The sequence below is a fragment of the Sphingomonas fucosidasi genome (assembly GCF_036663855.1).
Lineage (GTDB): Bacteria > Pseudomonadota > Alphaproteobacteria > Sphingomonadales > Sphingomonadaceae > Sphingomonas > Sphingomonas faeni_B.
This window is the reverse complement of sequence record NZ_JAXOJR010000005.1, coordinates 54,479-75,759: the sequence shown is the minus strand read 5'-3', so window position 1 is coordinate 75,759 and position 21,281 is coordinate 54,479. Positions and strand designations below refer to the sequence as shown.

The 21,281-nt window shown below is 65.4% G+C and carries 24 protein-coding genes; 13 read left to right on the top strand and 11 right to left on the bottom strand.

Translation table 11 applies throughout. The features are described from left to right. Positions 1 to 286: 286 nt before the first annotated feature. Positions 287 to 868: a hypothetical protein gene (locus U1737_RS10370; protein ID WP_248522711.1), complete on the bottom strand. Its 582-nt coding sequence runs from the start codon at positions 866 to 868 to the stop codon at positions 287 to 289. 112 nt (positions 869 to 980) lie between these two features. Here U1737_RS10370 and U1737_RS10365 point away from each other — a divergent pair, with 112 nt between their 5' ends. Beyond that, positions 981 to 1,358, top strand: a complete 378-nt coding sequence (locus U1737_RS10365; protein ID WP_248522712.1) for a PRC-barrel domain-containing protein — start codon at positions 981 to 983, stop codon at positions 1,356 to 1,358. On the opposite strand, the gene U1737_RS10360 is transcribed toward U1737_RS10365, so the two are convergent. From U1737_RS10360 to uvrB, 3 genes are all read right to left on the bottom strand, one after another. Further along, complete coding sequence (locus U1737_RS10360) at positions 1,355 to 1,672, bottom strand: HigA family addiction module antitoxin (RefSeq protein WP_248522713.1); 318 nt, start codon at positions 1,670 to 1,672, stop codon at positions 1,355 to 1,357. The genes U1737_RS10365 and U1737_RS10360 overlap by 4 nt on opposite strands. Then, positions 1,647 to 1,928, bottom strand: coding sequence for a type II toxin-antitoxin system RelE/ParE family toxin (locus U1737_RS10355; protein ID WP_248522714.1), 282 nt, complete (start codon positions 1,926 to 1,928; stop codon positions 1,647 to 1,649). Before U1737_RS10355 ends, U1737_RS10360 begins: the two co-directional genes overlap by 26 nt. Before the next feature lie 64 nt (positions 1,929 to 1,992). Next, the gene (uvrB, locus tag U1737_RS10350; protein WP_332796725.1) at positions 1,993 to 4,191 is read right to left on the bottom strand and encodes an excinuclease ABC subunit UvrB; all 2,199 of its coding nucleotides are present in this window, start codon (positions 4,189 to 4,191) and stop codon (positions 1,993 to 1,995) included. 363 nt (positions 4,192 to 4,554) lie between these two features. On the opposite strand from uvrB, the gene U1737_RS10345 reads away from it, so the two are divergent. Further along, positions 4,555 to 5,385, top strand: coding sequence for a ferredoxin--NADP reductase (locus U1737_RS10345; protein ID WP_282580498.1), 831 nt, complete (start codon positions 4,555 to 4,557; stop codon positions 5,383 to 5,385). Positions 5,386 to 5,545: 160 nt separating this feature from the next. Next, positions 5,546 to 5,932 (top strand): VOC family protein, encoded by a 387-nt coding sequence (locus U1737_RS10340; RefSeq protein WP_248522716.1) that lies wholly within the window; start codon positions 5,546 to 5,548, stop codon positions 5,930 to 5,932. Positions 5,933 to 6,081: 149 nt separating this feature from the next. On the opposite strand, the gene U1737_RS10335 is transcribed toward U1737_RS10340, so the two are convergent. Beyond that, positions 6,082 to 7,251, bottom strand: coding sequence for an MBL fold metallo-hydrolase (locus U1737_RS10335; protein WP_332796883.1), 1,170 nt, complete (start codon positions 7,249 to 7,251; stop codon positions 6,082 to 6,084). 119 nt (positions 7,252 to 7,370) lie between these two features. Between U1737_RS10335 and U1737_RS10330 the strand changes: the two genes are divergently transcribed. After that, positions 7,371 to 8,951, top strand: a complete 1,581-nt coding sequence (locus U1737_RS10330) for an amidase (RefSeq protein ID WP_332796724.1) — start codon at positions 7,371 to 7,373, stop codon at positions 8,949 to 8,951. Positions 8,952 to 9,085: 134 nt separating this feature from the next. On the opposite strand, the gene U1737_RS10325 is transcribed toward U1737_RS10330, so the two are convergent. Continuing rightward, positions 9,086 to 9,481, bottom strand: a complete 396-nt coding sequence (locus tag U1737_RS10325) for a DUF4345 domain-containing protein (protein ID WP_332796723.1) — start codon at positions 9,479 to 9,481, stop codon at positions 9,086 to 9,088. Further along, entirely contained in the window at positions 9,478 to 9,936 is a 459-nt protein-coding gene (locus tag U1737_RS10320) for a DUF2721 domain-containing protein (protein ID WP_093398747.1), read from the bottom strand. The genes U1737_RS10325 and U1737_RS10320 overlap by 4 nt, the downstream gene beginning before the upstream one ends. A 92-nt stretch (positions 9,937 to 10,028) precedes the next feature. Here U1737_RS10320 and U1737_RS10315 point away from each other — a divergent pair, with 92 nt between their 5' ends. After that, positions 10,029 to 11,123 (top strand): GNAT family N-acetyltransferase, encoded by a 1,095-nt coding sequence (locus U1737_RS10315; RefSeq protein ID WP_248522719.1) that lies wholly within the window; start codon positions 10,029 to 10,031, stop codon positions 11,121 to 11,123. 21 nt (positions 11,124 to 11,144) lie between these two features. Here U1737_RS10315 and U1737_RS10310 read toward each other — a convergent pair whose 3' ends face one another. Both U1737_RS10310 and U1737_RS10305 read right to left on the bottom strand, forming a co-directional pair. After that, positions 11,145 to 12,587, bottom strand: a complete 1,443-nt coding sequence (locus U1737_RS10310) for a methyl-accepting chemotaxis protein (protein ID WP_332796722.1) — start codon at positions 12,585 to 12,587, stop codon at positions 11,145 to 11,147. Positions 12,588 to 12,607: 20 nt separating this feature from the next. Then, the gene (locus tag U1737_RS10305; RefSeq protein ID WP_332796882.1) at positions 12,608 to 13,951 is read right to left on the bottom strand and encodes a methyl-accepting chemotaxis protein; all 1,344 of its coding nucleotides are present in this window, start codon (positions 13,949 to 13,951) and stop codon (positions 12,608 to 12,610) included. Positions 13,952 to 14,260: 309 nt separating this feature from the next. On the opposite strand from U1737_RS10305, the gene sdhC reads away from it, so the two are divergent. The 4 genes from sdhC to U1737_RS10285 are packed head-to-tail and all read left to right on the top strand — an operon-like array spanning position 14,261 to position 17,134. Next, positions 14,261 to 14,671: a succinate dehydrogenase, cytochrome b556 subunit gene (gene sdhC, locus U1737_RS10300; protein WP_282580499.1), complete on the top strand. Its 411-nt coding sequence runs from the start codon at positions 14,261 to 14,263 to the stop codon at positions 14,669 to 14,671. Further along, on the top strand, positions 14,671 to 15,057 hold the full coding sequence (sdhD, locus tag U1737_RS10295; RefSeq protein WP_332796721.1) for a succinate dehydrogenase, hydrophobic membrane anchor protein: 387 nt from the start codon (positions 14,671 to 14,673) through the stop codon (positions 15,055 to 15,057). Before sdhC ends, sdhD begins: the two co-directional genes overlap by 1 nt. Then, a complete protein-coding gene (gene sdhA / locus U1737_RS10290; protein WP_332796720.1) occupies positions 15,057 to 16,859 on the top strand; it encodes a succinate dehydrogenase flavoprotein subunit in 1,803 nt (600 codons plus the stop codon). The genes sdhD and sdhA overlap by 1 nt, the downstream gene beginning before the upstream one ends. Continuing rightward, a complete protein-coding gene (locus tag U1737_RS10285) occupies positions 16,859 to 17,134 on the top strand; it encodes a hypothetical protein (protein WP_248522722.1) in 276 nt (91 codons plus the stop codon). Before sdhA ends, U1737_RS10285 begins: the two co-directional genes overlap by 1 nt. A gap of 103 nt (positions 17,135 to 17,237) precedes the next feature. On the opposite strand, the gene U1737_RS10280 is transcribed toward U1737_RS10285, so the two are convergent. Both U1737_RS10280 and U1737_RS10275 read right to left on the bottom strand, forming a co-directional pair. Beyond that, a complete protein-coding gene (locus U1737_RS10280) occupies positions 17,238 to 17,531 on the bottom strand; it encodes a type II toxin-antitoxin system RelE family toxin (protein ID WP_282580500.1) in 294 nt (97 codons plus the stop codon). Continuing rightward, positions 17,518 to 17,766 carry a type II toxin-antitoxin system Phd/YefM family antitoxin gene (locus U1737_RS10275; protein WP_248522723.1) on the bottom strand — a complete coding sequence of 83 codons (249 nt, stop codon included), beginning with the start codon at positions 17,764 to 17,766 and terminating at the stop codon, positions 17,518 to 17,520. Before U1737_RS10275 ends, U1737_RS10280 begins: the two co-directional genes overlap by 14 nt. Before the next feature lie 99 nt (positions 17,767 to 17,865). On the opposite strand from U1737_RS10275, the gene U1737_RS10270 reads away from it, so the two are divergent. The 4 genes from U1737_RS10270 to zapE all read left to right on the top strand — a co-directional run bounded on the left by U1737_RS10270 (position 17,866) and on the right by zapE (position 21,261). Next, positions 17,866 to 18,447, top strand: a complete 582-nt coding sequence (locus U1737_RS10270; RefSeq protein ID WP_248522724.1) for a ClpP family protease — start codon at positions 17,866 to 17,868, stop codon at positions 18,445 to 18,447. Between the two features lie 133 nt (positions 18,448 to 18,580). Then, on the top strand, positions 18,581 to 19,375 hold the full coding sequence (locus U1737_RS10265) for a succinate dehydrogenase iron-sulfur subunit (RefSeq protein ID WP_254687679.1): 795 nt from the start codon (positions 18,581 to 18,583) through the stop codon (positions 19,373 to 19,375). A 195-nt stretch (positions 19,376 to 19,570) separates the two neighbouring features. After that, positions 19,571 to 20,047, top strand: a complete 477-nt coding sequence (locus U1737_RS10260) for a PaaI family thioesterase (protein ID WP_248522726.1) — start codon at positions 19,571 to 19,573, stop codon at positions 20,045 to 20,047. A 122-nt stretch (positions 20,048 to 20,169) separates the two neighbouring features. Next, positions 20,170 to 21,261 carry a cell division protein ZapE gene (gene zapE / locus U1737_RS10255; protein ID WP_248522728.1) on the top strand — a complete coding sequence of 364 codons (1,092 nt, stop codon included), beginning with the start codon at positions 20,170 to 20,172 and terminating at the stop codon, positions 21,259 to 21,261. Positions 21,262 to 21,281 lie beyond the last annotated feature (20 nt).

Genomic DNA, 21,281 nt, shown 5'->3' with positions numbered 1-21,281 from the left:
CGGAGGACCATGCGTACCGCTTATCCTATGACCCGCGTGTTGACTGGGAGAGGATACTCCCCACGCGGACCGGCGGCGTTAGCGGTGCGTCCCCCGAACGAACCGAACCGAACTCACTGCTGAACCATGAGACATCGGATCACCTCCTTTCGCTTGTTGAAACAACGCGGCCAAGCCTGACCGCAACCGCAATGTGTGCCGACCCGCCTCGTGATACAAGCCTTGTTTTACGGAAGTTTTCGGCCGATCCTGTACGACTGTCGTCTCGTCGACAACGGGGTCGATATCAGGCGCGACAATCCTCGGTCACGCGCTCGATCTCGGCCCAGGCGGGTACGACAAGCGGTGGCAGCCCGGCCTGCTGGACGACGAACCGCCCGCGACTGAACCCCATCGCCTCCAGCAACGAGTCGTTCGGCATCAGCGCGGCGGCGACATAGGGCGGCGTGCCACCGGTCGGCTGGACGGACACGGCGCGGGTCGCGCTCGACGTGCGGATCGTCAGCGGAGTCGGCGTGCTGCCCGCGCGTGCGAGGTAAATCTGACGCGTCGCCGTGTCGCAGCGCAACGTCAGCGAGGCGTCCGCATTGGCGGGTCCGAACAGCGCGATCGAGCCGCGGGCGTCGCGGCGATACACCCAGGTCCCCGGCGAGTACGGCCAATCGCGCCAGTCCGCGGCGATCGGTGCCGGGCGCGGTGCCGGCGCGGGGGTCGGCGCGACGGTGCGCGGCGGCGGCGGCGCTTCGACCCGCGGTGGCGGAACGCAGCCGGCGATCGATACAAGCGTCGCCAGACCGGCAAGTCTTGCCAGGGCGAGGGGGCTGGCAAGCGATCGCAAGCCGACGAGGTGGGGGGACGGAGTGCGCATCGTATCGCTATGCGGCACGCCCGGCGGTCGCTCAAGTACGACGAAGCACTCTAGGCGGGAACCGCCGCACGGTGGTACCGGTTCAGCGACGGAAGATATCAGGAGAAATTTCATGTCCGACACCGCCGCCCAGACCCCGACCCAGCTACTCGTCCAGTCGAACATCTCCGGCACGATGAAGGTCGAGAGCCGCGATGGCGACAATGTCGGCTCGGTCCACGCGTTCATGGTCCACAAGGGCACCGGCCGCGTCACGCACGCCGTGCTGAGCCTCGGCGGCTTTCTCGGCATGGGCAAGAGCTTCTACCCGCTGCCGTTCGCGCTGCTCCAGTTCGACGCGGTCCGCGACCTCTACGTCGTAACGATCGACAAGCGCGTCCTCGAAGGCGGCCCGAGCTGGTCAAACAACGCACCGGTCTTCGACCAGGCTTATGCCGACCGCGTCGCTAGCTATTACGGGTCGAGCAGCGAAGACCTCGTCGTCGGCTAAGCCGCGCGGGGAACGATCCGGTCGAGCGCGCCATTCAAGGCGCGCTTGGCCTCTAAAAGCTCATACTGATTTTGCAGTCGGAGAAAAAAACCCTCCGACAGTCTGAAGTACCGCGTCAGTCGCAGGTCAAGTTCGCCGTCGACCGGGACGTTTCCACTAATCAGCGCTTCGATCCGCGACTGCGAAACGTCGATGGCAGCTGCCAGATCTACCGATCTAAGGCCTAGCGGCTCCATGAATTCACTCGCCAGTAATTCTCCGGCGTGATCGTTCTCGATCCAGTCACTCTCAGTGATAGTCTGTGATTTCGACACGCTCGGCACCTCCATCGCGCCAGACGAAGCATACACGCCATTGCATATTGATGGAAATGGAATGCTGACCGGTGCGGTCGTCAGTCAAGGCATGAAGGCGATTGCCTGGCGGAAAGCGAACATCGTCGAGCGTTTCTGCAGCATCGAGCAACCTTAATCGGTTGACAGCTCGATGTAGGATATCTGGAGGGAATCGGCGGCTTCGCTGCCGGAGCCAGACGCGCTCAGTTTCGTTGTCATGAAAGCTGCGGATCATAAGGCACCATCAATTAGGCATAGGTGATCCGTTAGTGTTCAGCGGCAAGCGCAAGCACGCAAGGCTACCGCGATCGCGAACCACCCATCCGCATCTTCTGACTCTTCCCGTAGCGCGTCTTTCGGGTTCCCGGCTTGCCCTCGTTCGACCGCCCCATGACCGGCGCTTTCTGCTGATCCGCCGGCAGGCCCAGTTCCTCGTTCTCCAACTGCCGGATTTCGTCGCGCAGTCGACCGGCGGTTTCGAACTCCAGATCGCTAGCAGCCTTGCGCATCTGCTTTTCGAGATCCTCGATGTAGGCGCGAAGGTTATGCCCGACCATGTGCGGACGGTCCTCGTCGATCGGGATAGTCACCTGATCGTGGCTCGCGACATGCGCGATGATGTCGCCGATGTTGCGGCGGATCGTCGTCGGGGTGATGCCGTGCTCGGTGTTGTAGGCGACCTGTTTCTCGCGGCGGCGCGACGTTTCGTTCATCGCGCGCTCCATCGATCCGGTGACGCGGTCGGCGTACAGGATCACGCGGCCATCGACGTTGCGCGCCGCGCGGCCGATCGTCTGGATCAGCGACGTCTCGGAGCGCAGGAAGCCCTCCTTGTCCGCATCGAGGATCGCGACCAGCCCGCATTCGGGGATGTCGAGCCCTTCGCGCAGCAGGTTGATCCCGATGAGGACGTCGTAGACGCCGAGACGGAGATCTCTGATAAGTTCGATGCGTTCCAGCGTCTCGACGTCGCTGTGCATGTAGCGGACCTTGATGCCCGCCTCGTGCATGTATTCCGTGAGGTCTTCGGCCATCCGCTTGGTCAGCGTCGTGACCAGCGTGCGGTAGCCCAGCGCCGTGGTCTTGCCGACCTCGACGATCAGATCCTGCACCTGTTCCTCGACGGGCTTGATCTCGACGGGCGGATCGATCAGCCCGGTTGGTCGGATGACCTGCTCGGCGAACACGCCGCCGGTCTGTTCCATCTCCCAGCTGCCCGGGGTCGCCGAGACATAGGTCGTCGGCGGGCGCATCGCGTCCCATTCGTTAAAGCGCAGCGGGCGGTTGTCGATCGCGCTCGGCAGGCGGAAGCCATACTCCGCGAGCGTCAGTTTGCGACGGTGATCGCCGCGTGACATGCCGTTGATCTGGCCGATCGTGACGTGGCTCTCGTCGACGAACAGCAGCGCGTTGTCGGGGAGATATTCGAACAAAGTGGGTGGCGGCTCACCCGGCATGCGACCGGTGAGGAAGCGACTGTAATTCTCGATCCCCGCGCAGGACCCGGTCGCCGCGATCATCTCGAGATCGAAGTTCGTCCGCTGCTCAAGCCGCTGCGCCTCGAGCAACTTGCCTTCCAGCACCAGCTCCTTCAGCCGCTCGGCCAGCTCGTGCTTGATCGCCTCGCCCGCCTGCTTGAGCGTCGGGCCAGGCGTCACGTAATGCGAGTTTGCGTACACCCGCACCGAGTTCAGCGACGCGACCTTCTTGCCGGTCAGCGGATCGAACTCGGTGATCTCCTCGATATCGTCGCCGAAGAACGAGATGCGCCACGCGCTGTCCTCGTAATGCGACGGGAAGATTTCGAGCGTGTCGCCCTTCACGCGGAAATTGCCGCGCTGGAACGCCGCGTCGTTGCGCTTGTACTGGAGCGCGACGAGCTTCCGCACGATCTCGCGCTGGTCGACGGTCGTGCCCTTCTTCAGGTCGAAGATCATCGCCGAATAGGTCTCGACCGAGCCGATGCCGTACAGGCACGACACCGACGCGACGATGATCACGTCGTCGCGTTCGAGCAGCGCACGGGTAGCGGAATGCCGCATCCGGTCGATCGACTCGTTGGTCGACGACTCCTTCTCGATGTACGTGTCCGAGCGCGCGACATAGGCTTCGGGCTGGTAATAATCGTAATAGCTGACGAAATATTCGACTGCGTTCTCGGGGAAGAACGACTTCATCTCGCCGTAGAGCTGCGCCGCCAGAATCTTGTTCGGCGCGAGGATCAGCGCGGGGCGCTGGACGCGGTTGATGACGCTGGCCATCGTGAAGGTCTTGCCCGAGCCGGTGACGCCGAGCAGCACCTGATCCTTCTCGCCGTCGCCGATCGCGGAAACGAGTTCGGCGATCGCAGTGGGCTGGTCACCCGCGGGTTCATACTCGCTGACGAGCTTGAACGCCTTGCCCCCCTCGACCTTGTTCGGGCGTGCGGTGGGGCGGTGCGGGACGAAGCTTTCGCCGGTTTCGGGCTCGGCGAGACTGGTGCGGATCTGAATGGCCATCGTGGGGGAATATGGGGAACATGCGGTCGGTCGGCAACGGCTCGCGATCTTCCGCGGAGGAGGCGGCGCAAGGCGGATCGACCTTCAAAGGATTCTCCCCCGCCAGGGGGAGGTGGCTGGCACTTGCCAGACGGAGGGGGAGGCAGGCGCAACGGCTGTTCCGTGTCCTCCCCCTCCGACGCCTTCGGCGCCACCTCCCCCTGGCGGGGGAGGATTGCTTAAGGTCGACTGTCGCGGGCTAGGGGCTGTTTGGGCAAGGCCAAGTTTAGCTGTTGTTGACCCATTCCCCCGACACCAATACTGCGACCGTTTCGCAAGCATTGACCCGCCAGCGCGATTCTGCGCGGCCGAAGGAATAGACGCATGACCGCCCCGATGATCGAAGCAACGCGCCCGCCCGTGCTGATCCCCGAGACCCCCGCGTTCCTCAACGCCAAGGTGCTGTGGGTGCGTCACTGGAACGAACATCTGTTCAGCTTCGCGATCGAGCGGCCGTCGACCTTCCGCTTCCGCTCGGGCGAGTTCGTGATGATCGGCCTCCCCCAGGAGGGCGGCAAGCCGATCATGCGCGCTTATTCGATCGCGTCGCCGCATTATTCGGAGGAGCTCGAGTTCCTGTCGATCAAGGTCGAGGATGGCCCGCTCACCTCGAAGCTCCAGCTGATCCAGCCCGGCGACGAAGTGTATCTCGGCAAGAAGCCGACCGGCACGCTGGTGCTCGACGCGCTGCTGCCGGGGAAGCGGCTGTTCATGTTCTCGACCGGCACCGGCCTCGCGCCGTTCCTCAGCCTGATGCGCGATCCCGACGTGTATGCGGCGTATGAGCAGGTGATCGTCGTGCACAGCGTGCGGCGGGTGAGCGATCTCGCCTATCATGACGAGATGGTTGGGCTGCTGGCGGAGGATCCGCTGATCGCCGATGAGGCGCAGACGCAGTTCCACTATATCCCGACCGTCACGCGCGAGCCGTTCCGCACCACGCGACGGATCGGCGCGTTGATCGAGGATGCCTCGCTGTTCGGCCACCCGGTGCGCGGCGAGCAGAAGCTCAATCCCGAAACCGACCGGGCGATGCTGTGCGGCTCGACCGAGATGATCAAGGAATTCGCGGTGATGCTCGAGGCGCAGGGCTTCGAGGAAGGCGCGAATTCGAAGCCGGGTACGTTCGTGATCGAGCGCGCGTTCGTCGGCTGACCTACTCAACTGTTCCCCCGCGAACGCGGGGGCCCAAGGATTACATCACCGTCGAATGCCGGGAGGGTTCGGGCCTGGACCCCCGCCTACGCGGGGGAACGGTTAGTTGCGTCTCTCGCTCAAGCCCGTGATACTCGCCTCAAACAAAGAGGAGAGACCCATGATCGGTTACGCAACGCTCGGCACCAACGATATCGACTCGGCGCTGACCTTCTACGACGCGCTGTTCGCGACGGTCGGCGGCAAGCGGCTCATGCAGATGCCCGACGAGCGAAAACTGACCTTCTATGGCGCCGGCGCAAGGACGCCGATGCTGGCGATCGGCAAGCCGTATGACGGGCAGGCCGCGACCGCCGGCAACGGCACGATGGTCGCCTTGTCGGCCGATACGCGCGAGCAGGTCGATCAGGTCTACGCCAAAGCGATCGAACTAGGCGGCGCGGACGAGGGTGGTCCGGGGTCGCGCGGGCCCGAGCAGATGGGGTTCTACGGCGCCTATTTCCGCGATCCGGACGGCAACAAGCTTTGCGTGTTCAAGATGGGGTGAGTGGCGGGCGCGATTGAGGGAGAGACCACCCCGGCGGAGGCCGGGGCCCAGTTGGAAAGGTAGCAGTAACAGCGGGCCGTGCCCCGTCAGCAACGTCCCCCAACTGGACCCCGGCCTCCGCCGGGGAGGTGACGGGCGAGCGATCTCGACTACCGCAAAGCGCGAACCTCCGGCGTATCTAGGCACTTCAGCAAGGCCGCCCGCGCCATCGGCGTTACCGCCGCCGGCTTCGCATACCCAGCAACCTCCACCGGCCGCCCGATAGCCACCGGCGCGAACCCGGTCTGCCCGGTACACCGCATCGCCGCCGCCAGCAGTTTCGGCGGCGTATCATACCCTTCGAACGACAGCCGGAACGTCCCCCAGTGGATCGGGATCGCGTGCGCCGCGCCGAGCCGGCGATACACTTCGACCGCATCGACCGGCCCGATATGACTCCCCGACTCCATCTGCCCATCGACGAACCGGAACGCACCGATCGGGATCAGCGCCAGCCGGATCGGCCCCAGCGCCGCCGCCTCGACCGGCCACTGACCGTCGCCCATTCCGGTATCGCCCGCAAAGAACACGTTGCCGCCCGGCAAGGTCACGACGAAGCTCGACCACAGCGCGCGGTTGCGATCGGTAAACCAGCGGCTGCCCCAATGATGGTTGCGCGTCACGGTTACGGCGACACCCGGCTTGATCGCCACCCGCTGCCCCCAATCGAGCGCGGTCGCCGCCGCCCCGGTCTGGCCGATCACGCTGTCATTGCCCAAACTCGTGACGATCCGCGGCCGATCGCGCTGCCAGAGGCGTTGCAGCGTCACCTTGTCGAGATGGTCGTAATGATTGTGGCTGACCAGCACGAGATCGATTTTTGGCAGCGCATCGAACGCGATCCCCGGCGCGGCGACGCGACGAGGCCCTGCGCCAAGCGGCCCGGCCGTCTCCGCCCAGACCGGATCGGTGAGGATGTTGAGCCCCTGCGTCTGGACCAGCACACTTGCATGGCCGACCCACGTCACGACCATCCGCTGCCCCTGAACACGGGCCGGGGGCGCGATCCGCTGCACCGCCACCGATTTGGGCCAACCCGGCCGCCCATCGCTGCCGGTGAAATAGCGCCAGAAAAAGCCCGCGCGACCGCCGCCACTGCCTGCCGGTTGGATCTGCTGTGTATCCGCGTCGTTGTCGGGATTGGCGAAGCGCGCGCCGTCGAAATGGCCGGTCGTCGGTCCGCGGTAATAGATGCGGTCGAGGAAGCGCGGCGCGATCGTCACCGCCAGCGCGACAACCACGATCGCCAGCAGCACGACGCCCCCGACGAACTTCAACACCTGACGCACGCCGTTCCCCTATCCGTTGCCGATCCGTAACGCATCGTATCGAGCATCGTTCAGCCCGCTTGGCGCGGGCGCGCAACCCCGATAGCCTTCCGGCAAAGGGGAATCGGAAAATGCGTAAATATATCATCGGGCTATTGCTCGCGACCGCCATTCCAGTGGCGGCGCAGGCCAAAACGATCGCGGTCGAGGAACAGTCGATCGACCAGCTTCAGGCGATGTTGGCGTCAGGCAAGGCGAGCAGCGTCGATCTCGTCCGCGCCTATCTCGCACGGATCGCGGCGATGGACCGCACCGGTCCGACGCTACGCAGCGTGATCGCGCTCAACCCCGATGCACTCGCGCAGGCGAAGGCGCTCGACGCCGAGCACAAGGCCGGGCGCATGCGCGGTCCACTCCACGGCGTGCCCGTGCTGATCAAGGACAATGTCGAGACCGCTGACGCGATGCCGACCACGGCGGGCAGCTTGGCGCTGAAAGACAATTTGACGCGACGCGATGCGCCCGTGGTCGCGCAGCTGCGTGCGGCGGGGGCGGTGATCCTGGGCAAGACCAATCTCAGCGAATGGGCGAACATCCGCTCGACCCGCTCGATGAGCGGCTGGAGCGCGGTGGGCGGGTTAGTGAAAAACCCCTATGCGCTCGACCGGACCGCCTGCGGGTCGTCGAGCGGGTCGGGCGCGGCGATCGCGGCGAGCTTTGCGGCGGCGGCGATCGGGACCGAGACCGATGGCTCGGTGGTGTGTCCGTCGTCGCTCAACGGGCTGGTCGGGCTGAAGCCGTCGATCGGGCTCGTCAGCCGTACGCATGTTGTGCCGATCAGCCACAGCCAGGATACGCCCGGCCCGATGGCGCGCAACGTGCGCGACGTGGCGACGCTGTTCTCTGCGATGATCGCTGCCGATCCGGCGGACGCGGCGACCGCGGGGGCGGGCGCGTACAAGCGCGACTATGCGGCCGGGCTGTCGACGAGCGCACTCTCCGGGCTGCGCATTGGCGTGATCCGGCCGGAGATGACCGCGGACCTTGCAGCGAAATACCAGGCCGCGCTCGACGTGATGAAGGCGGCGGGGGCGGTGCTGGTCGAGGTGAAACAGCCCAAGCTCGACGGGCTCGGCGAGGCGGAACTGCTGGTGCTCCAGACCGAGCTGAAGGCCGACCTCGACACCTATCTCGCGACCACCCCCGCCACGGTCCGCACGCGCACGCTCGATCAGGTCATCGCGTTCAACGCGGCCAATGCGGCAACGGAAATGCCGTTCTTCGCGCAGGAGACGTTCGAGGCTGCGGCCAAGACCAAGGGGTTGAACGACCCGGCGTACAAGGCGGCGCGTGCGAAATCTCTGCGGCTGGCGGGCGCGGAGGGGATCGACGCGATGCTCAAGGCGGCAGGGGCGACGGTATTGGTCGAGCCGACCTATGGCGCGGCCTGGCTCAGCGACCCGGTGTACGGCGATCAATATGGCGGCCCGAGTTCGAGCGGGCTGCCAGCTGTTGCGGGCTATCCGAACCTGACGGTGCCGATGGGGTTGGTGCGCGGGTTGCCGGTCGGCCTGTCGTTCATCGCGACGAAATACGGGGACGCGGCGGTGCTGGGTGCGGGGTATGCGTATGAGCAGAGGGCGAGGGCGCGGGTTGCGCCGCGCTACCTACCCTCGGCAGACGCCGGCCCTGGCTTGGAGGCAGCTCGCTGACCTTACGATCCTCCCCCGCAAGGGGGAGGTGGCACCGCAGGTGACGGAGGGGGAGGACACGGAACGGCGGTTGCTCCTTTCCGCCCCCTCCGTCTGGCAAGTGCCAGCCACCTCCCCCTGGCGGGGGAGGATCGTCAGGCTAGGGCCACTCGCTTCGCGAAATTCCACTGCCAGAGCATCAGCAACGGCACGACCACCGTCTCCATACCCAGCCCCAGCACGTGCCCCTGCGACGGTACGCCGACCGCCAGCAGCGAGATCCCCCGCGATACGCCGCCGACGAAAATGAGCCCGCCCAGCAACCGAAACCGCGCCCCCTTCCGCTCGACATCCGGAATACAGCTCAGAAACCCGAGGCCGGTCGCGAAGAATATCCCCGAGATATACCGGAAATGGCTGTCCAGATCGCGCGGCACATCGGTCAGATGCCCGAACGGCGCCGGCCCGTGCAGCACGCCCTGGCCGCCGACGATCAGCGGCAACAGGCACGCGACTGCGATCACGGCCTGCAACAGGCGCTTCTCGATCACGACAGGTCCTTCAGCAATTCCGGCCGGATCCGGAAGGCCCGCAACGACATCCGGACCTCGAAAATAAAGGATACCAGCGCCGCGATCAGCAGGATCATCGCGAGGATGAAGCACAGCGCCACCGCGGTGCCGAAATGCAGCTTGGCCAGCTCGGCGATGAACAGCAGCGCGATCAGCACGCAAGTCATGATCGCGCTCGACACCGCCAGGAACAACGCGGCGTTGATGATCGTCATCCGCCGGTCGAGCAATCGCAACTCCCAGCCATAGCGGGTCCGGTCGGCCGCCGAGAAATTTGGGTGCAACTGCTCCAGTTTCCGCGCCCGGTCGATGACCCGCGACAGGCGTCCCGCGAGCACGTTCAGCAACTGGCCGATCCCGGCGAGCATGAACACCGGCGCGAGCGAGAGCTGGATCGTCTGGGCGATGGTCGAGATGGCGGGAATGATCGGCATGCCGCCACCATGATGGGGAATGGCCGATTGCAAAAGGGGGCGATTGCAAAACAGCATGCAATCGTAACCTTCCGCGCGGTATCTAGCGGTCCATGTCCAAGCCGATGCTCCTGGCCGACTTCGTCCGGCTGCCGCCCAACGTCCGCGGCGACGTGGTCGAGGGGCTTGCCGCCGCGATCGACATCGTCGCGGAGCGGGGCGCGCACAGCCACCGCTTCCTGCGCTTCGGCTGGTACGCCGCCGCGCTCGCCGCCTATGGCGGACAGGCGCGGACGCTGGTGGTCGAGCAGGACGACGCGCCGGTCCTGACGCTGCCGTTCGTGCCGCTGGGTCCGCGTATGTTCGGGATGGCGGCGATCCCCGGCTGCTACTGGCCGTTCCGCAGCTTCGGCCTCGCGCTCGAAGCCGGCGAGCCTGCGCTGAAGACCGCACTGTCGACACTGGCGCGCCATGCGAGCGGCCTCAGAATCGGCCCGGTCCACGACAATGATCCCGCCGCCAGCGCGCTGATCGTCGCTGCCCGCGCGCAAGGCTGGACCGCGATCGATCGCACCATCGGCGATAGCTGGTCGCTAGACGTACCCCTTGCGAAAGACGGACAGCCCTGGCCACGCACCTCGACGCTGCGCAAGAACCGCTTCCACGAAAAGCACCTTGTCGAACACGGCGTACCCGATTGGCGCTTCCTGTCGGGTGCGGACTGGCCCGCCGCGTTCGCCGATCTCGGCGCGGTCGAGCAGACGAGCTGGATCGCGCACGACACCGATCGTACCGGCATGAAGTTCACCGCCGACGGACATCTCGCCTTCTGGCAGGCTGCGGTCGCCGATCCGGTGCTTGCCGCGATGTTCCGCGCCGCGCTGCTGACGGTCGACGATAGGCCCGCCGCCTTCTCGTTCGATATCGACACTGGCGAACTGCTGTACGCGGTCGCCAACAGCTACGACCCACGCTTCGCCAAGCATTCTCCCGGCAAGCTGCTCTACTGGCGTAACCTGGTCGCGGCGCAGGCGCGTGGCATTCGCCGGGTCGACTGGGGCGCCGGCGACAGCGGCTACAAGCAGGTCATCGGCGCCACGATCGACGCGCCGATCCGCGACTGGCTGCTGCTGCGCCCCGGCCTGCCGGCGCTCGCCGGTCGCCTGCTTGGCTGGATATGGCGGCGCAGCAGTCAGCGGCGCGGTTGACGCGCATCATGTCCGTGCGGCTCAGGCCACGCTAGCCGAGAACCCATCCGCCGCGCCGCGCAGCACCCCGAGCTGATCGTCGACGTCGCCGAACGCATGTCCCAGCTCGTCGATCTCGGTCGCCACCGCCTCGGTGTTCGCGCGAATGGTCGCGATCGTCGTCGACATCGAATCCGCCGCCAGCGCCGTCTCGTCGACCGCAGCGGTGATCGCGGTGACGGTGCGCGCCTGTGCCTCCATCGCATGACGGATTCGGTCGGCGCTGTGCTGCACCTCGGTCACCGTCGCCTTGATCCCCGCATTCGTCGCGACCGTCGCCGCCGTCGCCGACTGGATCGCGGCGATCTTGGCGGCGATGTCGTCTGTCGCCCGCGCGGTCTGGCTGGCGAGCGATTTTACCTCCTGCGCGACCACGGCGAAGCCGCGCCCGGCATCGCCCGCCCGCGCCGCTTCGATCGTCGCGTTCAGCGCCAGCAGGTTGGTCTGCCCGGCGATGCTGCGGATCAGCCCGAGGATCGATTCGATCGACTTGGCATGCTCGCTCAGCGCCTCGGACACGCCAACTGCCTCGCCGGTCTGCGTACAGGCACGGTCGGCGATGGCGGCGGCGGCCTCGACTTCGATGCGCGCATCCTCGATTGCGCGGATCAGCCCGGCGGTGGTCTGCGCCGCCTCGCGCATCGCCACCGCGGACTGCTCGGCCGCCGTCGCGACTTCGCTCGCCTTGCACAGCATGCCGCGGGTCGATGCCGATGCGCCCGTCGCCTGCACCCGGATCCGCGCGCCCAGTGCAGCGGTATGCTCGATCGATGCCGCGATGCTGCCCCGGAACTCGGTCGCGCGCGCCTGTCGTTCGACCCGCGCGGCCTCCGCATCGCTCGCGCCGAGATGCGAGGCCATGATGTCCGCCTCGATCAGCGCCAGCCGCTGCACCACGTCGCTGAGAGTCCGCATCGCCGCCATGTCCGCGCCCAGCCGGTTGGAGATCACGTTGAGCGTCACGCTATGCGCAAACGCCAGCGACGAGAGCAGCGCGGGCAGGGGGATGCCCGAGCGATGCGAGTCCTCGGCATGGCGGATCGCCATCGCCTTCCACGCATCGTCGTTGGGCGAGATGTATTTCAGCCGGACATACTGCGCGCTCGATGCGATCCGGTGTTCGAGCACCTCGGGCGTGAAATGTCGCTCGATGTGCCGTGCCGATTCCAGCGAGAGGTAATGCCGCCAGAACGTCTCGGCGATCTCACGGCGATCGGCTGGTCCGAGCAGCGCGCTGAGCGTCGCACAGGCCGGCTCGATCAGGCCGTCCCAGTCGTAATCGTGAATGCGTTCGCGCAGCGGTCGCTGGTCGCCGCCCCAGTTTCGGGCCGGCGTGCGCGCGCCTTCACGTGTCCTTTCGGAACCGGCAGGCTGCCCCCCGTCTTGGACGGGTGGACTGGAAATCCTCTCCTGATGCTCGATCATCGCCCCCTCCTGAGGGTCCGTTATGCAGCGACCTTCGCGACGAAATCGCCCGCGCTGTTCTTGAGATTGCCCAGCCGCGTATCCAGCACGTCGAAGCCGCGGCCGACGCCGTCGATCTCGGTCGCGACCGTCTCGGTATCCTCGCGGATCGCGGCGATCGTGGTCGACATCGAATCCGCCGCCAGCGCGGTCTCGTCGACCGCCGCGGTGATCGCGGTCACCGTCTGCGCCTGCGCTTCCATCGCGTAGCGGATCCGGTCGGCGCTCTCCTGCACCTCGGCCACGGTCGACTTGATCGACGCGTTTGTCTCGACGGTCGAGCGCGTCGCCGACTGGATCGCGGCGATCTTCGCGGCGATGTCGTCGGTCGCGCGTGCGGTCTGGTTGGCGAGGCTCTTCACTTCCTGCGCCACCACCGCGAAGCCGCGCCCGGCATCGCCCGCCCGCGCCGCCTCGATCGTCGCGTTTAGCGCGAGCAGGTTGGTTTGCCCGGCGATGTCGCGGATCAGGCCGAGGATCGACTCGATCGACTTGGCATGATCGCTCAGCGTCTCGGACATGCCGACCGCCTGGCCCGCCTGCGCGGACGCGCGGTTGGCGATCTCGGCGGCTGCTTCCACTTCGGTGCGCGCATCCTCGATCGCGCGGATCAGCCCGGCGGCGGTCTGCGCGGCCTCGCGCATCGCCACCGCGGATTGTTCGGCGGCGGCGGCGACTTCGCTCGCCTTGCCCAGCACCGCGCGCGTCGACGCCGAGCTGCGCATCGCCTGTTCGCGGAGCATATGGCCCTCGTCGGTCGCGGTCTCCACCATCGCCGCGATCCCGTCGCGGAACTCCGCCGCCAGCGTATCGCGCGCCACCCGCGCCGAATGCGTGCTGTACGCATTGTAGATCGCGACGGTGATCTCGCCTTCCAGCGCGGACAGCCGCATCAGCGTGTCGATATAGACCGGCAGCTTGGCATCCGACCGGTCGACCCGCCGCATCAGCACCTCCAGCGCGGCACGGTCGCTCGCGCTGATCATCGACAGCAGCGCCATCGGCGACACACCGGCGACATAGGCCGCGGCGACGGAGCGCTCGACCGACTCGATCCAGGCGCGCCCGCTCGTATCGAGGAAGCGATTGCGCAGGAACGTGCAGCCGACCTCGATCATCTGCTCGGTCTCGTGCGGTGCCCAGATCCGCTCGTCGGAGAAACAGCGCAGCCACTGCTCCCAATACGCCTTCGAGACATGCGTGATCTCGGGGGCCAGCGCCGCCCAGACTTCGCGGCTCGCGTTGCTGAGCGATCCGTCGAAGTCGAAAACCCGCAGCCGTGCCGCGAGGTCGACAGAGGCCGCAATCGCGCCGGGAACCGGCAGGTCGGTGGTGGTCAAGACGATGGACTCCGGATCGGGTATGCGCATCCGGCGCTACAGCCTATGTCTTAAGGCCGGGTTAGGGATCGATCGCACCGCGGCCTTCGCGCGAAATCATTTCGCATCCGGCCCGCCCGGTAATTCCGTCCGGCATCTTGGCTCGGGCAGCAGCACGGTTTGCGGTGTCATGGGTTATCGGACCGCGCCCAATGGGTTGCATCGCAGCACGTGGTGGCTAATAGGTCGCCCGATCTATATATTGTGGACCAAGATAATTTTGGTTCGTCATCTTCTGGTTCGAGGACTCCGCCCTTGGCATCGCGCAACCCGGCACGCCCGCTTTCTCCCCATCTGCAGGTCTATAAATGGGGCCCGCACATGCTGGTCTCGATCCTGCACCGCGCGACCGGCAGCGGGATGGCGACCGTCGGCAGCCTGCTGCTCGTCTGGTGGCTCGCCGCGATCGCATCGGGCGATCAGGCGTATGCGACGTTCGTCGACGTGTTCACGACCGATACCGGCGGCCTCAATATCCTCGGCTACGTCATCGCGGTTGGCCTGACGCTGTCGCTGTTCCAGCACATGATGACCGGCATCCGCCACTTCGTGCTCGACACCGGTGCCGGCTACGAACTGAAGCGGAACAAGATGGGCGCGCTCGCGACGATGGTCGCCTCGGTCGCGTTGACGGTCGTGTTCTGGCTCTACATGGGGATCAAGTAATGGGTTCGGGTACGGCAATCGGTCGCGTCCGCGGCCTCGGCAGCGCCAAACATGGCGCGCATCACTGGTGGCAGCAACGGCTGACGGCGGGCGCTAACCTGTTCCTCATGCTGTGGCTGATGATCTCGGTCGCACGCATGCCCGGTTATGATTACGCCGCGGTTCATCTGTGGCTGGAATCGGCCTGGGTCGCGGTGCCGATGGCGCTGCTGATCCTGTCGGTGTTCTATCACTTCCGTCTCGGTCTGCAGGTCGTGATCGAGGATTACGTCCACGGTGAGAGCCGTGTCGTGACGATGATCCTCCTCAACCTGTTCACCTTCACGCTGGGCGGCATCGCCCTGTTCGCGATCCTGAAGGTCGCCTTCTCCGGAGCCCCTGCGTAATGTCAGCTGCCTACAAGATCATCGATCATACCTATGATGCGGTCGTCGTCGGTGCCGGCGGTTCCGGCCTGCGCGCCACGATGGGCATCGCCGAGAGCGGCCTGAAGACCGCGTGCATCACGAAGGTCTTCCCGACCCGTTCGCACACCGTTGCAGCGCAGGGTGGCATCGCCGCGTCGCTCGGCAACAACTCACCGGATCACTGGACCTGGCACATGTTCGACACCGTCAAGGGGTCCGACTGGCTCGGCGACCAGGACGCGATCGAGTATCTCTGCCGCGAAGCCCCACAGGCGGTCTACGAGCTCGAGCATGCCGGCATGCCGTTCAGCCGTAACGAGAACGGCACGATTTATCAGCGTCCTTTCGGTGGCCACATGCAGAACATGGGCGAGGGGCCTCCGGTCCAGCGCACCGCCGCCGCCGCCGACCGTACCGGCCACGCGATGCTCCACGCGCTGTACCAGCAGAGCCTGAAGTACAATACGGACTTCTTCGTCGAGTATTTCGCACTCGACCTGATCATGGAAAACGGCGTCTGCCGCGGCGTCATCGCGCTGTGCATGGAAGACGGTTCGATCCACCGCTTCCGCAGCCACCAGACCGTGCTCGCCACCGGCGGCTATGGCCGCGTCTATTTCTCGGCGACCTCGGCGCACACCTGCACCGGCGACGGCAACGCTATGGTGCTCCGCGCCGGCCTGCCGTTGCAGGACATGGAGTTCGTCCAGTTCCACCCGACCGGCATCTACGGCGCGGGCGTGCTCATCACCGAGGGCGCACGCGGTGAGGGCGGTTACCTGACCAACTCCGAGGGCGAGCGCTTCATGGAGCGCTATGCCCCGTCGGCAAAGGACCTCGCCTCGCGCGACGTCGTCAGCCGCTCGATGGCGCTCGAAATGCGCGAAGGCCGCGGCGTCGGCAAGAACGGCGACCACATCTTCCTGCACCTCGATCACATCGATCCCAAGGTGCTCGCCGAGCGCCTGCCGGGCATCACCGAGACCGGGAAAGTCTTCGCCGGCGTCGATCTCACGCGCCAGCCGCTGCCCGTCACGCCGACGGTGCATTACAACATGGGCGGCATCCCGACCAACTTCCACGGCGAGGTCGTCAACCTCGTCGACGGCAACCCCGACGCGGTCGTTCCCGGCCTGTTCGCCGTGGGTGAAGCGGCATGCGTCTCGGTCCACGGCGCCAACCGCCTCGGTTCAAACAGCCTGATCGATCTCGTCGTGTTCGGCCGCGCGACCGGCCTGCGGATCAAGGACACGCTGAAGCCCGGTACGGCGCACGCTCCGCTCCCTAAGGGCTCGGAAGACCTCGCGCTGACGCGTCTCGACCATTTCCGCAATGCGAGCGGCGGCTCGCCGACCGCGCAGATCCGTCTCGACATGCAGCAGACCATGCAGAAGCATTGCGCGGTGTTCCGCGACACCGAGCTGCTGAACCAGGGCGTCGAGAAGATGGCCGGGATCTACAACCGGATGACCGACGTCGCCGTGAAGGATCGCAGCATGATCTGGAACACCGATCTGGTCGAGACGATGGAGCTCGACAATCTGATCGGTCAGGCGGTCGTCACGATGAACTCGGCGGCGAACCGCACCGAATCGCGCGGCGCGCACATGCACGAGGATTTCCCCGAGCGCGACGACGCCAACTGGATGAAGCACACCATCACCACCTTCGACGGCTGGGGCGGCAATGGCGGCGAAACCAAGATCGATTTCCGCCCGGTGCACGACTATACGCTCACCGACGACGTCGACTACATCAAGCCCAAGAAGCGGGTATATTGATGATCTGGGCCATCATCGCGATCGGGTTCTTTGTGCCGGTCGCGGTGGGGCTCTTGACGCGTTTCCAGCCGATGATTGCCGGGTTTTTGTGGCCGGCGGTCGTCGCGATCCTGACCGCGATCTACGTCTTCGGGATCGAAACCCGAGGCGTAGGCGAAGAACCCCAAAAGATCGCAATAACCTTTTACGCCCTGTTTTCGCTGGTAGGCGGAGTCCCCGGCGGACTGGTAGGCTGGATCCTCCAGCACAAGCGTTCGGCCAAACAGGTAAACTAAGTCCCGTTCTACTGCGAACGCAGGAGTCCAGGATCACAAACGCCGCGCTCCTTAACCCTCGACTCCTGCGTTCGCAGGAGAACAACTGGCTGCGACCGATTTGCTACCGCTCGACCCGACCCGCCGCGATCTTGTAAACCAGATTACGATCCCGCCGCCCGACCGCCACGACGATCACCGTCACGAGGCCGTCATCGACCCGGTACACCAACCGATACCCCGCAGCCCGCAACTTGATCTTGTAGCAGCCGGTCATCCCGTTTAGCCGTGCGCTCGCAATATGCGGTTCGCCCAACCGCTCGGTCAGCTTCGCCTTGAGTTGCTCACGAACATTGGCACCCAGCTTCTCCCATTCCCGCAGCGCACTCGGCAGGAATGCGAGGCTATAGATCGCCAAGCGACACCGCGACCGGCACTTCCTCAGCACGCGCGCGTACCAACTCAGCCAGTTCGACGTCCTCCAACCGGTCCATCAACTCTTCCCAAGCCGCAGCCGGGACGAGATACGCCGCAGGCGTATTGCGATTGAGTACCGCCACCGGAAACCCGCCTGCGGCCTCGATGACGCCGGACGGGTTCTTCTTCAGGTCGCTGATGCTAACCGTCGCGCCGGCATGAATGGTCTCGATCATGACCGTTTTATAGCACGTCAAACAGGTCTCACCAAATCACTGTGCTGATATGCAGCAACCAGCTCGGAACCCACTCCCCCCGCAGAAGTTAGCCGCGGCATGACCGACACATCCCCCGCTTCGAACGCCCGCAACTACCCGTTGCTCGCCGCCCCCCACGTCCACCTCCACGGCCCCGTCGACGACGCGATGTACGACACCTTCAAGTCGCAACTCGTCGCCGCCCCCACCGAAGGCCCGCTGGTCGTCTCGATCACCACGCTCGGCGGCGACCCCGAAGTCGCGCGCGCGATGGGCGACAACATCCGCCTGCTCCGCGAATACACCGACCGCGAGACGCTCTTCCTCGGCAAGGTCGCGGTCTACTCCGCCGGGGCGACGTTCATGTCCGCCTTCCCGGTCGACAGCCGTTTCCTGACGCGCGGCAGCCGCATCATGATCCACGAGCGCCAGATGCAGAGCACGATCGAGCTCAACGGCCCGCTCAACACGCTGTCCTACGCGCTCAAGGCTAAGCTCCACGAGATCGAGGATTCGATCAATATCCAGGAGGAAGGCTTTCGCGCGATCGTCCAGGGCTCGAAGGTATCGCTCGAGGAGCTGAAGAAGAAGGCCCCCTCCAACTGGTACATCGAAGCCGAGGAAGCCCGCGACCTCGGCCTTATCCTCGATATCATCTAAGCCCTAGGGAGCAGGCGACGCGGCAGCGTGGGTGACCCATGTTGCACCCGCGAAGCTAAGCATTTGCGAGCGGGGCCCGTGTCATGTATCGGCTTCCACAACCTATAAACACACCACGGACGGACCGCTCGCAATGGCCGAATTCTCGCTCCCGAAAAACAGCGTCGTCAAGAAGGGCGTCAAGCACGCCTCTACGAGCCAGGGTTCGGGAGACAGCAAGCGTCTGAAATCGTTCAAGGTGTATCGCTACGATCCGGATTCGGGTGAGAACCCGCGCTACGACACGTTCGCGCTCGATCTCGATGACACCGGCCCGATGGTGCTCGACGCGCTGATCAAGATGAAGAGCGAGCATGACTCCTCGCTCACCTTTCGCCGGTCGTGCCGCGAGGGCATTTGCGGCTCGTGCTCGATGAACATCAACGGCAAGAACGGCCTCGCCTGCACGACCGCGATCGAGGATTGCAAGGGCGAGGTCCAGATCACGCCGCTGCCGCACATGGACGTGATCAAGGACCTCGTCCCCGACTTCACGCATTTCTACGCGCAATATTCGTCGATCAAGCCGTGGCTGCAGACCGTAACCCCGCCGCCCTCGGGCAAGGAGCGCCTCCAGTCGCCCGAAGATCGCTCGAAGCTCGACGGCCTGTACGAGTGCATCCTTTGCGCCTGCTGCTCGACCTCGTGCCCGAGCTATTGGTGGAACGCCGACAAGTTCCTGGGTCCGGCGATCCTGTTGCAGGCCTATCGCTGGCTCGCCGACAGCCGCGACGAGATGACCGGCGAGCGCCTCGACGAACTTGAGGATCCGTTCCGCCTGTATCGCTGCCACACCATCATGAACTGCGCGAACGCGTGCCCCAAGGGCCTGAACCCCGCCAAGGCGATCGCCGAGATCAAGAAGATGGAAGCCGAACGGATCGTCTGATCCTTTGGTGGAGGGGGTGTGTTTTACGCCCGCCCCCTTCTTCCCCGCCTCAATCCGCTTCCCCCTCCGGTGCCGCTCCCCCCTCCCGTTCGTGCTGAGCGAAGTCGAAGCACCCGCTCGGGGCGGGGGATGACATTCCCAAGATCCTTCGACTTCGCTCAGGATGAACGGGGAAAGGGTTTCAAGGAAACATCTTTGACCCAACCCCATTTCCTCGAAGCCGAAGACCCAGCCAACCCCGGCTGGCGCAGCTGGTCGCTCTCCGACCCGACGCGCTTCAACACCCTCCTCGGCCCCATGCTCTACCGCGTCGACGGCCACACTGTCCGCGTCCGCATCACCCCCGAGCATCGCCACTCCAACCTCCAGAACAACGTCCACGGCGGAGCGCTCCTCGCGTTCATCGACGTAGCCCTGTTCGCGGCCGCAAGAGGCTTCGGCCTGATCACCGCCGGCACCGCGGTGACGCTCGATCTCAACACCCAGTTCATCGGCGGCGGCCGCGTCGGCGAGCCGATCGAGGCGCAGGTCGAGGTGCTCAAGGAAACCGGCCGCCTCTTGTTCCTGCGGGGCTTGGTGGTGCAAGGCGACGACGAGAACAAGATCGCCGCCTTCTCGGCCACGATCCGCAAGCCGTCCGGCAAGCCCCCAAAGGCTGACACCGCCACCTAATACCACCCCGGCGAAGGCCGGGGCCCAATTGGGACACGATCATTGTTGAAGCGCCCCGCTCCATTATCAAAACCTTCCATATTGGGCCCCGGCCTCCGCCGGGGTGGTGCAGGGGTGGCGAAGTGACCGTCCTCAAAGCCTACGAAGCCCTCGTAGCCTCAGGCGAACTCCGTCCCGACCCCGAACAAGCCGCCGCCGCCGGCCGCCTCAACACCCTCGCCACCGAACTCGGCATCCCCAAGTCCACCGGCTTCTTCGCGCGCTTCTCGAAGAAACCGGACCCCCGCGGCGTCTACCTCTGGGGCGGGGTCGGTCGCGGCAAGTCCATGCTCATGGACCTGTTCTTCGCGAACGCGCCCGTCGAAAAGAAGCGCCGCGTCCACTTCGGCGAGTTCATGCTCGAGGTCCACGCGCGCATCGCCGCCGAGCGTCGCAAGGAAGTCGGCGACCCGATCGTCCCCGTCGCCGCCGCAATCGCCGACGAGACCCGCCTGCTCGCGTTCGACGAGATGATGGTCACCAACAGCCCCGACGCGATGATCCTGTCGCGGCTGGTGACCTCGCTGCTCGATTCCGGCGTGACGATCGTCACCACCTCGAACCGGCCGCCGTCCGATCTCTACAAGAACGGCCTCAACCGCGAGCATTTCCTGCCCTTCATCGCGACGATCGAACACCGCCTCGACGTGCTCCCGCTCAACGGCCCGGTCGACTATCGCCGCGATCGTCTCGGCAGCCAGGACACCTGGCTCGTCCCCAATGGCCCCGAGGCGACCGCGCAGCTCTCCGCCGCGTTCTTCCGCCTCACCGACTTCTCGACCGACGACAGCGAGCACGTCCCCGCCGAAGACCTCGTGGTGCAGGGCCGCACGCTGCGGGTGCCGAAATCGCTCAAGGGCGTCGCGGTGTTCAGTTTCAAGAAGCTGTGCGGCGAGGCGAGGGGAGTGGCCGACTACCTCGCCATCGCGCGGAAATTCCACACCGTCATCCTCGTCGGCATCCCTAAGCTCGGGCCGGAGAACCGCAACGAGGCGGCACGGTTCGTGGCGCTGATCGACGCGCTGTACGAGCACAAGGTGAAGTTGCTTGCGGCTGCGGATGCGCAACCCGGCGACCTTTACCAGAGTGGCGACGGCAGGTTCGAGTTCGACCGCACGATCAGCCGTTTGGAAGAGATGCGCTCCGAGGAATATTTGGCGGAAGGCCACCTCTGACCGACCCCTCCGGTCATCCT

Excerpts from the sequence above, each read along its gene's own strand:
- uvrB (WP_332796725.1), bottom strand. The coding sequence starts at position 4,191 with ATGGCCATTCAGATCCGCACCAGTCTCGCCGAGCCCGAAACCGGCGAA.
- U1737_RS10270 (WP_248522724.1), top strand. The coding sequence starts at position 17,866 with ATGACCGACACATCCCCCGCTTCGAACGCCCGCAACTACCCGTTGCTC.
- U1737_RS10345 (WP_282580498.1), top strand. The coding sequence starts at position 4,555 with ATGACCGCCCCGATGATCGAAGCAACGCGCCCGCCCGTGCTGATCCCC.
- U1737_RS10275 (WP_248522723.1), bottom strand. The coding sequence starts at position 17,766 with ATGATCGAGACCATTCATGCCGGCGCGACGGTTAGCATCAGCGACCTG.
- U1737_RS10320 (WP_093398747.1), bottom strand. The coding sequence starts at position 9,936 with ATGCCGATCATTCCCGCCATCTCGACCATCGCCCAGACGATCCAGCTC.
- U1737_RS10310 (WP_332796722.1), bottom strand. The coding sequence starts at position 12,587 with ATGATCGAGCATCAGGAGAGGATTTCCAGTCCACCCGTCCAAGACGGG.
- U1737_RS10285 (WP_248522722.1), top strand. The coding sequence starts at position 16,859 with ATGATCTGGGCCATCATCGCGATCGGGTTCTTTGTGCCGGTCGCGGTG.
- U1737_RS10355 (WP_248522714.1), bottom strand. The coding sequence starts at position 1,928 with ATGATCCGCAGCTTTCATGACAACGAAACTGAGCGCGTCTGGCTCCGG.
- U1737_RS10315 (WP_248522719.1), top strand. The coding sequence starts at position 10,029 with ATGTCCAAGCCGATGCTCCTGGCCGACTTCGTCCGGCTGCCGCCCAAC.
- sdhA (WP_332796720.1), top strand. The coding sequence starts at position 15,057 with ATGTCAGCTGCCTACAAGATCATCGATCATACCTATGATGCGGTCGTC.
- U1737_RS10365 (WP_248522712.1), top strand. The coding sequence starts at position 981 with ATGTCCGACACCGCCGCCCAGACCCCGACCCAGCTACTCGTCCAGTCG.
- U1737_RS10330 (WP_332796724.1), top strand. The coding sequence starts at position 7,371 with ATGCGTAAATATATCATCGGGCTATTGCTCGCGACCGCCATTCCAGTG.
- U1737_RS10265 (WP_254687679.1), top strand. The coding sequence starts at position 18,581 with ATGGCCGAATTCTCGCTCCCGAAAAACAGCGTCGTCAAGAAGGGCGTC.
- U1737_RS10340 (WP_248522716.1), top strand. The coding sequence starts at position 5,546 with ATGATCGGTTACGCAACGCTCGGCACCAACGATATCGACTCGGCGCTG.
- U1737_RS10370 (WP_248522711.1), bottom strand. The coding sequence starts at position 868 with ATGCGCACTCCGTCCCCCCACCTCGTCGGCTTGCGATCGCTTGCCAGC.
- sdhD (WP_332796721.1), top strand. The coding sequence starts at position 14,671 with ATGGGTTCGGGTACGGCAATCGGTCGCGTCCGCGGCCTCGGCAGCGCC.